The organism is Streptomyces sp. NPDC037271 (genome assembly GCF_055603605.1).
Genome location: NZ_JBVJVN010000003.1, coordinates 129,896 through 142,391, shown reverse-complemented (window position 1 = coordinate 142,391; position 12,496 = coordinate 129,896). Strand labels below are relative to the sequence as shown.

The window sequence follows — 12,496 nt, the reverse complement described above, 5'->3', positions numbered from 1 at the left end:
TCGCCCACTCTAGCGGCGGATACGGCCGGCGGACCCGGCCACGCACGAATCCCACCGCCTCCAGCCCGTTTTCACTGTCACCAGACACCAAAGAAGGCTGATCATGGCCCCAGCGCCCTCGTCGACGTCCAGCGCCGTCATCCTGCACATCAACGGCGAGAAGCACGAGCTGACCGTCGACCACCGCACGACCCTGCTCGACGCCCTGCGCGAGCGCCTCGATCTCACCGGCACCAAGAAGGGCTGCGACCAGGGACAGTGCGGCGCCTGCACCGTCCTGGTCGACGGGCGCCGCACCGTCTCCTGCCTGAACCTCGCGGTCGCCGCCGAGGGGCGGGAGATCACCACCATCGAAGGCATGGCCGAGGGCGACCGGCTGCACCCGGTGCAGCAGGCCTTTCTCGATCTCGACGGCTACCAGTGCGGCTACTGCACACCCGGCCAGATCTGCTCGGCCGTCGCCGTCATCGAGGAACACGCGGCCGGCTGGCCCAGCGCCGCCACCGACGACGTACGGCCCGAGGCCGGGCCGCCCCCTCTGACACCGGACGAGATCCGGGAACGGATGAGCGGGAACCTGTGCCGCTGCGGCGCCTACGTGTCCATCGTCCAGGCGGTCGCCCGCGCGGCGGAGGCCCATGCGAAGGCCGGGGACCCGTCCCGGCCGTCGTCCCGGCCACAGACCGCGAAGGAGGCAGCGGCATGAGGGAGTTCGGCTACCAGCGTGCCGAAGACGTCTCCGGCGCGGTGGCGCTGCTCGCCGCCGACCCGGACGCCCGCTACCTCGGCGGCGGCACCAACCTCGTCGACCTGATGAAGACCGGCGTCGAACGCCCCGCCCGGCTCGTCGACGTCCGCGAACTCCCCCTGGACGGCATCGAGCCGACCGCCGACGGCGGCCTGCGTGTCGGCGCCACCGTCACCAACAGCGACCTCGCCGCCCACCCCGAAGTGCGCCGCCGCTACCCGGCGTTGACGCAGGCGGTTCTGGCCGGTGCCTCGGGGCAGCTGCGCAACATGGCCACCGTCGGCGGCAACCTGCTCCAGCGCACCCGCTGCGGCTACTTCACCGACGTGAGCAAGCCGTGCAACAAGCGTGCTCCCGGCAGTGGCTGTCCCGCGATCACCGGTGAGCACCACAACCACGCCGTCCTGGGCGCCTCCGACCACTGCGTGGCCGTGCACCCCTCGGACATGGGCGTCGCCCTGACGGCCTTCGACGCCGTCGTCGCCTACGAAACCCCCGACGGACCGGGAGAGTCGCCGCTCGCCGACTTCTACCTCCCGGTCGGCGACACCCCGCACCGGGAGACCGCGCTGCCCCCCGGCGCGCTGATCACCGGCGTCGTCCTGCCGCCCGCCCCGGTCGCCGCCCGCTCCCGCTACCGCAAGGTGCGCGAGCGCGCCTCGTACGCCTTCGCGATCGGCTCGGTCGCCGCCGCGCTCGACGTCGAGGACGGTGTCGTACGCGACGCGCGGCTGGCCTTCGGCGCGGTCGCCTCCCGGCCCTGGCGGGCCCGCGCGGCCGAACAGGTGCTGATCGGCGCGCCGGCCGGAGGCGAGACCTTCGCCGCCGCCGCGGACGCCGAACTCGCGGCCGCCAGGCCGCTGCCCGACAACGGATACAAGGTGACCCTCATGCGCAACCTCGTGGTGGCCGTCCTGACCGAACTCGCCGAGGAGGCCGCCCGATGACGACCGCCACGACCGGCCGTACACCGGTGAAGGGCGCCGTCGGCACCGCGCACACGCGCGTGGAGGGCCGCGACAAGGTCACCGGAGCGGCCCGCTACGCCGGCGAGATCCCCTTCGCCGACCTCGCGCACGGCTGGCTGGTGCTGTCCACCGTCACCCGCGGCCGCATCCGCTCGATCGACGCCGACGCCGTCCTCGGCATGCCCGGCGTGCTCGCCGTCCTCCACCACGGCAACGCCCTGCGCGTCGACACCGACTACGTCGGCCTGCTGGGCATCGCGCCGGACCCGACCGCGGCCGTCTTCCAGAACGACCGGGTGCCGCACGCGGGCTGGCCGGTCGCCCTCGTCGTCGCCGGGACGCCCGAGCAGGCGAGGGAGGCCGCCGAGGCCCTCGTCGTCACCTACGACGCGGAACCGCACGACACCACGCTCACCGCCGGCCGTCCCGACGCCTACCCGGCCGACGGACACATGCCCGCCGAGACCGGGAAGGGCGACCTGGCGGCCGGGCTCGCCGCGTCCGCCGTCGTGGTGGACGAGGAGTACACCACCCCCGAAGAGCACCACAGCATGATGGAGCCGCACGCGGCCACCGCCCTCTGGGACGGCGGCCGCCTGGAGGTCGTCGACTCCAACCAGGGCACCACCTGGGTCCAGAGCGAACTCGCGAAGATGTTCTCCCTCGACGAGTCCTCGGTGCGGGTGCGCTCCGAACACGTCGGCGGCGGCTTCGGCAGCAAGGGCCTGCGCGCCCACCAGGTGTCCGCCGTGATGGCCGCGACCGTGCTGCGACGGCCGGTACGGGTGGTGATGACGAGGCGCCAGATGTTCTCGCTGGCCGGCTACCGCAGCCCCACCACCCAGCGCGTCCGGCTCGGCGCCGGGGCCGACGGCCGGCTGCGCGCCCTGGAACACCGCTCGCTCAACCAGACGTCGACCGTCTACGAGTTCGTCGAGCCCGGCGCCAGTGTCGCCAGGGTGATGTACGACGCCGACGCCCACCACACGGCCAACCACGTGGTACGGCTCGACGTACCGTCCCCGACCTTCATGCGCGCGCCGGGCGAGGCACCGGGGTCGTTCGCGATCGAGGCGGCCCTCGACGAACTCGCCGAGCGCTGCGGCGTCGACCCGATCGAACTGCGGCTGCGCAACGAGCCGGAGGCCGGCCCGGTCTCCGGTCTGCCGTTCAGCAGCCGCAACCTGGCCGCCTGCTTCAGCGAGGGAGCGCGCCGCTTCGGCTGGGCGGAGCGCGATCCGCGCCCCGGCGTGCGCCGCGACGGGCGCTGGCTGCTGGGCACCGGTACGGCCGCGGCGTCCTTCCCGGCGGGCGCCGGCCCGTCCACCGCCCTCGTGACCGCGGAGGCCGACGGCACCTTCACCGTGCGGATCGCCGCCGCCGACCTCGGCACCGGCGCCCGCACCGCGCTCACCCTGGTCGCCGCCGACGCACTCGAGGTCACGCCCGAGCGGGTCCGGGTCCGCATCGGCGACAGCGACTTCGGGCCGGCGATGATCGCGGGCGGCTCGATGGGCACCCGCTCCTGGGCCTGGGCGATCACCGTCGCGGCCGGCGAACTGCGGGAGCGGCTCGCGCTGGGCACGACCGTCCCGCCCGAGGGCATCACCGTACGGTCCGACACCACCGAGGCCCTCGGCGCGCTGGCGCAGAAGGAGCGGCACGCCTTCGGGGCGCAGTTCGCCGAGGTCGCCGTGGACACCGCCACCGGCGAGGTGCGGGTGCGCCGCATGCTCGGCATCTTCGCCGCGGGCCGCATCGTCAACCCGCTCACCGCCCGCAACCAGCTCGTCGGCGGCATGGTCTGGGGCATCTCCATGGCCCTGCACGAGGAGGCGGTCCGGGACCGGGCGAGCGGCGGCCTCTACGGCCCCGACCTCGCCGGCTACCACGTGGCCACGCACGCCGACGTCCCGGACATCGAGGCGGACTGGGTGGACGACCCCGATCCGGACGACCCGGTCGGCATCAAGGGCGTCGGCGAGATCGGCATCGTGGGCGCCGCGGCGGCCGTCGCCAACGCCGTCTGGCACGCGACCGGCGTACGCCACCGGAGCCTGCCGATCCGGCCCGACCGCGTGCTGTCGGCGACCGTGCCCGCAGTCGGGGGCGGGACGGATGCTTGACATCGCCGACGAGCTGAACGGCTGGCTCGCCGAGGGCCGGGAGTTCGCCGTCGCCACCGTAGTCTCCGTCGGCGGCAGCGCACCGCGCGGCCCCGGCGCCGCCCTCGCCGTGGACAGCGAGGGCACGGTGATCGGCTCGGTCTCCGGCGGCTGCGTGGAGGGCGCGGTGTACGAGCTGTGCACCGCGGCCCTCCGGGACGGCGAGACGGTCCGCGAACGGTTCGGCTACAGCGACGAGGACGCCTTCGCGGTCGGACTGACCTGCGGCGGGGTCATCGACGTGATGGTCACGCCGGTCGGCGCGGGCTCGTCCTCGCGGGAGGTGTTCCGGGCGGCGCTGTCGACCGCCGCCCGGGGCCGGGCCGCGGCCCTCGCCCGGGTCGTCCAGGGCCCGGCGGGTCTCCTCGGGCGGGCCCTGCTCGTCCGCCCCGACGGCTCGTACGAGGGCGGCCTCGGCGGTCATCCGGACCTGGACCGCACCGCGGTGGCCGAGGCGGGAGCCCTGCTGGACAGCGGCCGCACCGGCACGGTCGGCCTCTCCGAGGACGGTTCGCACTGCCCCGGCGGGCTCACCCTGCTCGTCGAGTCCAGCGTGCCGCCGCCGCGCATGATCGTCTTCGGCGCGGTCGACTTCGCGGCGGCGCTGGTGCGGGCCGGCAAGTTCCTCGGCCACCACGTGACGGTCTGCGACGCCCGGCCCGTCTTCGCGACGCCGGCCCGCTTCCCGGAGGCCGACGAGGTCGTCGTCGACTGGCCGCACCGCTATCTGCGGAGCACCCCGACCGACGGGCGCACGGTGCTGTGCGTCCTCACCCACGACGCCCGGTTCGACGTACCGCTGCTCACGGAGGCCCTGCGGATGCCGGTCGCGTACGTCGGCGCGATGGGCTCGCGCCGCACCCACGAGGACCGGAACCGGCGGCTGCGCGAGGCCGGCCTCGGCGAACACGAGCTGTCCCGGCTCCGCTCGCCGATCGGCCTGGACCTCGGCGCCCGGACGCCCGAGGAGACCGCGCTGTCCATCGCGGCGGAGATCGTCGCCACCCGGCGGGGCGGCACGGGCGCGCCCCTGACGGGCGGGGCGGCGCCGATCCACCGGGACCTGACCGGGGCGGCCGCCTGACGCGGACCGGCGGCGGACAGGTAAGGGCGGCGTCGAGTCGCCGGCCGGGCGGCGTACTCCCGCGTCATCGCGTGCACGGAGGCCCGCGTGAGATCGCCGCGAAGCCGCCGCCGGCGCACGTCGTGCTCCTTCGGCGGCACGGCCTGCTCGCGCGGGCCCCGGGGAGGGCACGCCGGTTCCGGCGCCTCGGCGCACTGATCGCCCCGGTCCGTCATGGCCCTACGGCTGTCCCGGCGCCGCAGACCGAAACGGCGGCGCCCCCGACGTCACCGGGGCCCGCACCGCCGCCCCGTCTCCCGGGGGCGGGGCGGACCCGACCACCCCGTGTTCCGCCAGCGGCCCCACCGTCAGCCCCGCCGCACGGCAGTCGCGCACGATGTCCGGCAGGGCGCCGAGGGCGGCGCGCCAGCTGCCCGGGGCGGAGACGTGGTCGGTGTCGTGCAGGAGGATCGTGCCGCCCCCGCGCAGGTCCGCCGCGACGGTCGCCCGTACCGAGGCGGGCGTGGCGTCCTGCCGCCAGTCCTTGCCCCACGCGGTCCACAGCACCGGCCGCAGTCCGGCCCGGCGGGCGGCGGCCCAGCGTCCGGAGGTGAGGATGCCGTAGGGCGGGCGGTACCAGCGCGGGACGCGTCCGGCGGCCTCGCCCACCGCGGTGACGGCACGCGCCAGCTCGCGCGCGTCCCGCGCCGGCGCCGGCAGCCAAGGGCGGTCGTGCGCCCAGCCGTGGACGGCGAGTTCGTGCCCCCTCCGGGCCAGCTCGCGGGCCGGCGCCGGGTGGCGTACGACGTTCTCGCCGAGGAGGAAGAACGTCGCCCGTACCCCGAGCCCGTCCAGTACGTCGAGGAAGTGCGGCGTGGACGCGGGATCGGGGCCGTCGTCGAAGGTGAGGGCGACGTGGTCGGGGCGGCCCTGTCCGGCCAGGCCCGGGAAACGGCGCCGGCGAAGCTCCGGCAGCCAGGTCGCGGCCGGGCCGAGGTGGGCCAGCGCGGCGACGACGACCGGCGCGACGGCGTACACCGCCGGTCCGGCGTGCGACCCCTCGCGCATCCGTGTGTCTCCTGTCCGTGCGCCGTCTTTCCGTTCCGCGGCTTTTCGTACCGAGCCCTCCCGTACCGAGCCCTCCCGTACCGAGTCCTTCCGTCGCGGCGTCTTGCCGTTGTTCCACCATCGCGCGGCCGTGTCCGACGCGCCCGTCGCGCCGTGCCGCCGTTCGGCGCAGTGTGGTCATGCCCCCCGCCGCCCCCGGGTCCGCCCGCCCGGCCCGGGTCCGTCCCGTGCGGCCGGCACCGTGTCCCACGCACCCTGGACCGACGGCGCGCGGGCCAGCCCGACACTGCCCAGCCCGATCAGCGCCACGCCGGTCAGCTCGGGCAGCACCCGCACCCCGAGGGCGATCTGTTCGCCGAACAGGGCCCAGCCCAGGGCGACGCTGGTCAGCGCGTCGCCGAGGGTCAGCGCCGGCTGCGACGCCGCGAGGGTCCCCGCCCGCAGCGCGCTCTGCAGCAGCAGGAAGCTGATCACCCCGACCACCGCCGTGGCGTACGGCGGCCACTGGGTCAGGACGGCGCCCACCCCCTGGGGGAGCCGCCCGGTGACCTCCTTCAGCAGTCCCGCCGTACCGCCGAACGCCACCGCGGACGCCGATCCGAACAGCGCGGCGCGAGGCGCGCCCCGTACCAGGGTGCCGATCGAGGCCAGGGCCGTCACCACGACGAACAGCGCCAGGCCCGCCCAGCCCCACCGGCCCGGCGTCGCGGTGTCGTGGCCGGCCGACGGCGCGGCGGCCCCCAGGAACAGCGCGAGCCCCACGGCCAGGGCCACGAACGCCAGCCAGGTCCGCGGGTCCGGCCGCCGGTGGAAGACCATGCTGCCGACCATCAGGGTGAACAGCAGCTCACTGGCCATCAGCGGCTGGACGACGGCCAGACTGCCCACCGCCAGCGCGGCCGCCTGCAGCACGGTCGTCAGCGCGAGCAGCGCCGCGCCGCCCACCCAGTACGGGTCGCGCACCAGCCGCAGCAGCGAGCGGACCACGGTGTGGACGGCGCCCGCCCGGCCCTCGTCCTGCGCCGCGGCCCGGCGCTGCAGCACCGACGCCGCCGCGTTGGACAACGCCGCGAACAGGGCCAGGACGACGGTGAGGACACTCACCGTCGCGCGCTCCCGCTCATCCGGAGTTCATCCGAACCGCGCCGCCAGCCGCCGGTACAGCCCCGGAGCCGCGCCCCGAACCCGGCACGGCAGTCGCAGCCAGCCGGGGACGTAGACCTCGTCCCGCCCCCGCACCACCGCGACCCGTACCGCTTCGGCCACGCGCTCGGCGGGCACCGGACGCGGCCTGGACCGGAGGTAGGGAGCGCCGCGACGCTCGAAGAACGGTGTGTCGACGACACCGGGCACCACGTGCGTGACGCCCACGCCCGTGCCCCGCAGCTCGTAGCGCAGGGCGTCCGCGAAGGCGCCGACCGCGGCCTTGGCGGCGGAGTACACGGCCTCCTCGCGCACCGCCACGCTGCCCGCCAGCGAGCCGACGAGCACCACCCGCCCCGACCCCGCCTCGACCATGCCCGGCAGCACCAGCCGCACCAGCCGTAGCGTGGCCAGCACGTTGATGTCGAACAGTTCGTCGATGGTGTGCGGCGGCATGTCCAGGAACTCCCCGGCCCAGCCGACCCCGGCACCCGCCACCAGCAGATCCACCGGCCCGACCGTGGACCGAGCGAAGTCGGCGAGCTGCCGGTCGGCGCCGGGCAGCGTGAGGTCCGCGGCGAAGGCGGTGGCCGACGTCTCCTCGGCGACCTCGCGCAGCCGGGCCGGGTCACGCCCGCTGAGCACCAGCCGCCAGCCGCCCTCGTCGCTCAGCCGACGGGCCACGGCCGCGCCGATGCCGGAGGACGCACCCGTCACGAGCGCCGTGCGCGTCCGCGGGCCCCGGCCACCGACGGGCTCCCGGCGGGGCCTGGCGTGGTCCGCGTCGGGCGCGACGACCTGCGGCCCCGGCGCGGAGCGGGGGCGGGAGAAGGCATGGACCATGGGCACCACCTTGACTCGGGGCGGACACCGGGGAAGCGACCGACCAGGTGGTCGGGCTCCGGCGTCCGGCCGGACGGGCGGTCACGGAGTATCCCTGATACGGCGCCCGAAACGCCCGCTTGTGTGGTGGTTTGGAATGTGACGGCCGGGCAACTTGGACCGCCGTGCATCCACGCAGCTCACCAGCGCCCCGCCGCCCCGCCGGCCCGTACGCCCCACGGGACGGCAGACGGCTGCTGGTGGTCAGCGCGAGCATGGGCGCCGGGCACGACACGGTCGCCGACGAACTGGTCCGCCGGGCCCGGGAACGCGGTGACGACGCCTTCGTCGTCGACGTCCTCGCGCTGCTCCCGTACGGTCTGGGCGGTGCGCTGCGACACTTCTACCGCGGGTCGGTACGCCGCTTCCCCTGGGCCTACGCCGCCCTGTACCGCCTCTTCCTGCGCCCGGGCGCCGGGCACCGCCCCGGCGCCACGCCCCTGGCCCGGCTCGCCGGCGGCCGGCTGCGCGAGCTGGCCGAGCGCACCGGCGCGGACGTGGTCGTCCCCGTCTTCCACCTCGGCGCCCAGCTCACCGGTCACCTCCGGGCCCGGGGCCAGCTGTCCGTGCCCAGTGTCGTCCTCGTGATCGACTTCGCCGTCCACCGCCAGTGGCTCCACCCCGGCAACGACCACTGCCTGTGCCTCACGGAGGACGCGGCGCGTGAGGTGCGGGAGAGCACCGGTACCTCCGCGTGGACGTGCGGTCCGGTCGTGGCCCCGGAGTTCTTCGCCGAGTCTCCCGACGCCCCCGGAGCGGCCGGGTGGCGGGGGCTGTTCGACCGTCTCGGTCCCGGGCGGCCCGCCGTGGTGCTGTCCGCCGGCGCCTGGGGAGTGGGCTCGCGCCTGAACGCCACCGTCCGGCTCCTCACGGACCACGGCCTCCTCCCGGTCGCTCTCTGCGGGGACAACGAACGGCTGCGCCGCGAACTGTCCGGCACACCCGGCGTACTCGCGCTGGGCTGGGTGACGGACATGCCCGGCCTGATGCACGCCGCCCGCGCCCTGGTCGACAACGCCGCCGGCCAGACCGCCGTACAGGCGCTCGCCGCCGGACTGCCGGTCGTGGGGTACCGCCCGATACCCGGCCACGGCGCGGACGGTGTCCGGCGGATGGCCGCGCTCGGCGTGTCGGACGTCGCCGAGGACGAGACCGCGCTGCTCGGCGCACTGCGGCGGCTCACCGCCCCGGGGCCGGCCCGGCGGGAGCGGATCGCCGCGGGACACGCCCTGTTCAAGGAGGACGCCATGACCCGGGTGGCCTCCGTCGCCGACGCCCGGCGGGCACGCAGGTGAGACCACGCCCGTTTCCCGGCCCTGGCGGAGGGCACCCGGGCCCGGAGCGAGAACCGGCGGAAGGAGGCGACGCCGTGCGGCTCGACGAATTCCTGACCCTGGTCCGCGACCGCGGCGAGTACCACAGCAAGGAGGAGGCCGAGCAGGTCAGTACGGCCGTCCTCTGGGTGATCGCGTCCCGCATCGACCCGGAGGAGGCCGCGGGTCTGGCCTCGGACCTGCCGGCGCCCCTGGACGACGTGCTGCGCCTGGAACGCGGGCGTCCCGAGTCCTTCGGCCGCGAGGAGTTCCTGCGGCGCGTGGCGCAGCAGACCGGCGCCCGGCCGCGCACCGCGGAATGGGACGCGGGTGCCGTGCTCTCCACCCTCACCGAGGCGGTGCCCGGCGAACGGGTCGACCATCTCCTGGCCGGCCTCTCCCCGGACTGCGCGGACCTCTTCGGCGGACCGGCACCGCACTGACCGCGGCTCGCGCACATGTGGGAGACGGGAGGAAGCGGGCACCCGGCCCCGGCGAAGAAGCGGCCCCGCACAGGAGGTATTCATGACGGACGGCGAGCAGCGCCCCGGCGAAGGCTACGGCGAAGACGACGAGACCCCCCTCGGGGGATACGCGGCGCTCACGACGACCTTCGCGGCGACAGTCGCGGTGTTCGCCGTGACCGCGCGGCGACGGGGGCTGCGACTGCCCGACACCGTCCCGCCCTGGGACGTGGCCCTGCTGGGGACGGCGACGTTCAAGGCGTCCCGGCTGCTGACCAAGGACAAGGTCACCAGCTTCCTGCGGGCGCCGTTCACCCGCCGCGAGCGTGACAGCGACGCGGACGAGGTGATGGACGCCCCGCGCGGCAGCGGCCTGCGCCGCGCCGTCGGCGACCTGGTGTCCTGCCCGTTCTGCACCTCGGCCTGGGTGGCCGGAGGGCTCGTCGGCACCTACGCCGTCGCTCCCCGGGCCGCGAGGCTGCTGTGCGCGGGCCTGAGCGCCGTAGTGCTGTCGGACTGGCTGCAGTACGCGTGGAGCGTGACGGAGCAGAAGGCCGAGGGGTGAGCGTCAGTCGCGCTCCGCGCGTTCGGCCCGCTCCGCGCGCTCGGCGTGCAGCTTCTTCACCCAGGCCGCCTCCTTGCGGACGTCGGCCTGGACGGCCTGCTCCCGCTCCAGCCACTCGGGGCGCTCCTGCTTGAGCGCCTCGATCTGCTCCGTGGTGAGCGGCTCCGTGACTCCGCCCCGGTGCAGTCCCGCGATGGAGACACCGAGCTTGGCGGCCACCACCGGCCGCGGGTGCGGACCGTCGCGCCGCAGGTCCCGCAGCCACTCGGGCGGGTCGGCCTGGAGCGCGTTCAGCTCGGCGCGCGTGACGACGCCCTCCCGGAACTCGGCGGGTGTGGCCTCGAGGTACACACCCAGCTTCTTCGCCGCGGTCGCGGGCTTCATGGTCTGGGTGTTCTGGTGCGACGTCATGGTGTCAAGGGTATCGAGCGTCCGAGCGACCGCCGACCACGCCCGGTGACCGAGGCCGCCGGCCGTGCCCGGTGGCCGCCGTCGCCGACCACGCCCGGTAACCTGGCCGGGTGACAGGCTCGGAAGAACCCCCCGCGTTCCGGCTCGCGTACGTTCCGGGGGTGACGCCCGACAAATGGGTGCGCATCTGGAAAGAGCGGCTGCCCGGCGTACCGCTGTCCCTGACCCAGGTCACCGCCGCCGAGGCGGGTGGCTCGCTGGTGCGCGGCGACGCCGACGCCGGGCTGGTGCGGCTGCCCGTGGACCGCACCGCCCTCAGCGCGATCCCGCTCTACACCGAGACCACGGTCGTGGTGGTCCCCAAGGACCACGTCGTCACCGCGGCCGACGAGGTGACCGTCGAGGACCTGGCCGACGAGATCGCGCTGCACCCCCTGGACGACGTCCTCGGCTGGGAGCGGCCGCCGGGCCGGCCCGCGCTCGAGCGTCCGGCCACCACGGAGGACGCCGTCGAGCTGGTGGCCGCCGGGATCGGGGTGCTGCTCGTGCCCCTGTCGCTGGCGCGCCTGCACCACCGCAAGGACCTCACGTACCGGACGGTCACGGACGCCCCCGAGTCGAGCGTGGCGCTGTCCTGGCCCGAGGACGCGCACACGGACCGGGTGGAGGACTTCATCGGCATCGTCCGGGGCCGGACCGTCAACAGCACCCGTGGCCGGCAGGCCGCTCCGGCGAAGGGCGAGCGCACCGAAACGGCGTCCGCGCGGCGCAAACCGACGGCCGGGAAGCAGGCCGGCGGCGATCGTCGCGGCGCCGGCGGCAGCACCAGGGGTGGTGTCAGGGGCGGAAGCAAGGGCGGCACCAGGACCGGCGGCAAGGGCGGCGGCACCAAGGGCGGCAGGCGCGGCAAGCCCCGCCGCGGTTGACGCGGCAGCCGCCTCCCGGGTCAGCGGACCGTCGGACCGGGGGTCGGCGCCGAGGTGTCGGCCTCGATTCCGGGCGGTGCGGTGAGGGAGAGCACCGGCTCACCCTGCTGCGGCGCCGGCGGCGTGAGCTGAACCCCGGGCAGGTTCGGCGGGGCCGACTGCTGGAAGTTGACCTGGTCGAAGTTGACCAGGCCGGTCCTCTCCAGCACGGTGATGTGGTCGAGCACGGTGTCGTTGGCCTGGTCGGCCAGTTGCCGCACCAGGCTGTTCCTGGTGTTGGCGCGGATCTCGGCGATGGCCGGGAAGATCTGGCCGTGCGTGATGCGCATGATGTTGACCGCGGTGGTGTCGAACTGCCTGCCCGTGGTCCCGTCCACGGTGGTCACGAACTGCTGCTGCTGCGGGGACGCCTGGTTGGGCAGGGTGATGCCCAGCTCGGGCGCGATCCTGCGGCAGGTCGCGTCGAGCCGGGCGTGCCCGACGACCAGGTGCTCGCCGGCCTCCTTCATCTCCGGCGTCGTCCCCCGCTCGATGGCCATGAGCCCCAGCGGGTGTTCCCACAGCCCGGCGGCACGGACCTTCACCACGAAGTCACGGTCGGCCTCGGTGAGCGGCCCGAACACCGTGTTGGTGATGACACGGTCCTGGCTGCCGGCCGTGTTCCGCACTCCGAGCACGGCCGGGTAGGCGACCGCGGTGAGGGTGAGGACCAGGGCACCGGCCACGAAGGCGGTCCCTGCCGTGGTGCGAGTGATGCGCATCGTGCCTCCTGGGGCGAGG

The 12,496-nt window shown here is 75.2% G+C and carries 13 protein-coding genes; 8 read left to right on the top strand and 5 right to left on the bottom strand.

The window, feature by feature from the left end; all coding sequences use genetic code 11:
- Nucleotides 1-103 precede the first annotated feature (103 nt).
- From ACZ7G3_RS08410 to ACZ7G3_RS08395, 4 genes are read left to right on the top strand one after another with little or no spacing between them, the layout of a single operon-like run.
- Complete coding sequence (locus ACZ7G3_RS08410) at nucleotides 104-706, top strand: 2Fe-2S iron-sulfur cluster-binding protein (protein WP_470924175.1); 603 nt, start codon at nucleotides 104-106, stop codon at nucleotides 704-706.
- On the top strand, nucleotides 703-1,695 hold the full coding sequence (locus tag ACZ7G3_RS08405; RefSeq protein WP_470924173.1) for an FAD binding domain-containing protein: 993 nt from the start codon (nucleotides 703-705) through the stop codon (nucleotides 1,693-1,695). Before ACZ7G3_RS08410 ends, ACZ7G3_RS08405 begins: the two co-directional genes overlap by 4 nt.
- Nucleotides 1,692-3,842 (top strand): xanthine dehydrogenase family protein molybdopterin-binding subunit, encoded by a 2,151-nt coding sequence (locus ACZ7G3_RS08400; protein ID WP_470924171.1) that lies wholly within the window; start codon nucleotides 1,692-1,694, stop codon nucleotides 3,840-3,842. The genes ACZ7G3_RS08405 and ACZ7G3_RS08400 overlap by 4 nt, the downstream gene beginning before the upstream one ends.
- Entirely contained in the window at nucleotides 3,835-4,965 is a 1,131-nt protein-coding gene (locus ACZ7G3_RS08395) for an XdhC family protein (RefSeq protein WP_470924169.1), read from the top strand. Before ACZ7G3_RS08400 ends, ACZ7G3_RS08395 begins: the two co-directional genes overlap by 8 nt.
- Nucleotides 4,966-5,184: 219 nt before the next feature.
- On the opposite strand, the gene ACZ7G3_RS08390 is transcribed toward ACZ7G3_RS08395, so the two are convergent.
- From ACZ7G3_RS08390 to ACZ7G3_RS08380, 3 genes are all read right to left on the bottom strand, one after another.
- Nucleotides 5,185-6,012 carry a polysaccharide deacetylase family protein gene (locus tag ACZ7G3_RS08390; protein WP_470924167.1) on the bottom strand — a complete coding sequence of 276 codons (828 nt, stop codon included), beginning with the start codon at nucleotides 6,010-6,012 and terminating at the stop codon, nucleotides 5,185-5,187.
- A 177-nt stretch (nucleotides 6,013-6,189) separates the two neighbouring features.
- Nucleotides 6,190-7,116, bottom strand: a complete 927-nt coding sequence (locus tag ACZ7G3_RS08385) for a DMT family transporter (RefSeq protein WP_426598940.1) — start codon at nucleotides 7,114-7,116, stop codon at nucleotides 6,190-6,192.
- Nucleotides 7,117-7,143: 27 nt separating this feature from the next.
- Nucleotides 7,144-7,998: an SDR family NAD(P)-dependent oxidoreductase gene (locus tag ACZ7G3_RS08380; protein ID WP_470924165.1), complete on the bottom strand. Its 855-nt coding sequence runs from the start codon at nucleotides 7,996-7,998 to the stop codon at nucleotides 7,144-7,146.
- Between the two features lie 254 nt (nucleotides 7,999-8,252).
- On the opposite strand from ACZ7G3_RS08380, the gene ACZ7G3_RS08375 reads away from it, so the two are divergent.
- The 3 genes from ACZ7G3_RS08375 (at nucleotide 8,253) to ACZ7G3_RS08365 (ending at nucleotide 10,379) form a co-directional block, all read left to right on the top strand.
- Nucleotides 8,253-9,332: an MGDG synthase family glycosyltransferase gene (locus tag ACZ7G3_RS08375; protein ID WP_470924537.1), complete on the top strand. Its 1,080-nt coding sequence runs from the start codon at nucleotides 8,253-8,255 to the stop codon at nucleotides 9,330-9,332.
- Nucleotides 9,333-9,406: 74 nt separating this feature from the next.
- Nucleotides 9,407-9,793 carry a DUF2267 domain-containing protein gene (locus tag ACZ7G3_RS08370; protein WP_470924163.1) on the top strand — a complete coding sequence of 129 codons (387 nt, stop codon included), beginning with the start codon at nucleotides 9,407-9,409 and terminating at the stop codon, nucleotides 9,791-9,793.
- A gap of 82 nt (nucleotides 9,794-9,875) precedes the next feature.
- Nucleotides 9,876-10,379, top strand: coding sequence for a DUF1360 domain-containing protein (locus tag ACZ7G3_RS08365; RefSeq protein WP_426598944.1), 504 nt, complete (start codon nucleotides 9,876-9,878; stop codon nucleotides 10,377-10,379).
- Nucleotides 10,380-10,382: 3 nt separating this feature from the next.
- Here ACZ7G3_RS08365 and ACZ7G3_RS08360 read toward each other — a convergent pair whose 3' ends face one another.
- Complete coding sequence (locus ACZ7G3_RS08360) at nucleotides 10,383-10,790, bottom strand: DUF5997 family protein (protein ID WP_470924161.1); 408 nt, start codon at nucleotides 10,788-10,790, stop codon at nucleotides 10,383-10,385.
- A 110-nt stretch (nucleotides 10,791-10,900) separates the two neighbouring features.
- Between ACZ7G3_RS08360 and ACZ7G3_RS08355 the strand changes: the two genes are divergently transcribed.
- Complete coding sequence (locus ACZ7G3_RS08355) at nucleotides 10,901-11,716, top strand: LysR substrate-binding domain-containing protein (RefSeq protein WP_470924159.1); 816 nt, start codon at nucleotides 10,901-10,903, stop codon at nucleotides 11,714-11,716.
- 20 nt (nucleotides 11,717-11,736) lie between these two features.
- On the opposite strand, the gene ACZ7G3_RS08350 is transcribed toward ACZ7G3_RS08355, so the two are convergent.
- Nucleotides 11,737-12,477 (bottom strand): DUF4142 domain-containing protein, encoded by a 741-nt coding sequence (locus ACZ7G3_RS08350; protein ID WP_470924157.1) that lies wholly within the window; start codon nucleotides 12,475-12,477, stop codon nucleotides 11,737-11,739.
- Nucleotides 12,478-12,496: the final 19 nt, after the last annotated feature.

What these genes read in the sequence shown, in the direction of transcription:
- ACZ7G3_RS08380 (WP_470924165.1), bottom strand. Translation starts at nt 7,998, where the DNA reads ATGGTCCATGCCTTCTCCCGCCCCCGCTCCGCGCCGGGGCCGCAGGTC.
- ACZ7G3_RS08350 (WP_470924157.1), bottom strand. Translation starts at nt 12,477, where the DNA reads ATGCGCATCACTCGCACCACGGCAGGGACCGCCTTCGTGGCCGGTGCC.
- ACZ7G3_RS08395 (WP_470924169.1), top strand. Translation starts at nt 3,835, where the DNA reads ATGCTTGACATCGCCGACGAGCTGAACGGCTGGCTCGCCGAGGGCCGG.
- ACZ7G3_RS08390 (WP_470924167.1), bottom strand. Translation starts at nt 6,012, where the DNA reads ATGCGCGAGGGGTCGCACGCCGGACCGGCGGTGTACGCCGTCGCGCCG.
- ACZ7G3_RS08365 (WP_426598944.1), top strand. Translation starts at nt 9,876, where the DNA reads ATGACGGACGGCGAGCAGCGCCCCGGCGAAGGCTACGGCGAAGACGAC.
- ACZ7G3_RS08410 (WP_470924175.1), top strand. Translation starts at nt 104, where the DNA reads ATGGCCCCAGCGCCCTCGTCGACGTCCAGCGCCGTCATCCTGCACATC.
- ACZ7G3_RS08360 (WP_470924161.1), bottom strand. Translation starts at nt 10,790, where the DNA reads ATGACGTCGCACCAGAACACCCAGACCATGAAGCCCGCGACCGCGGCG.
- ACZ7G3_RS08400 (WP_470924171.1), top strand. Translation starts at nt 1,692, where the DNA reads ATGACGACCGCCACGACCGGCCGTACACCGGTGAAGGGCGCCGTCGGC.
- ACZ7G3_RS08375 (WP_470924537.1), top strand. Translation starts at nt 8,253, where the DNA reads ATGGGCGCCGGGCACGACACGGTCGCCGACGAACTGGTCCGCCGGGCC.
- ACZ7G3_RS08405 (WP_470924173.1), top strand. Translation starts at nt 703, where the DNA reads ATGAGGGAGTTCGGCTACCAGCGTGCCGAAGACGTCTCCGGCGCGGTG.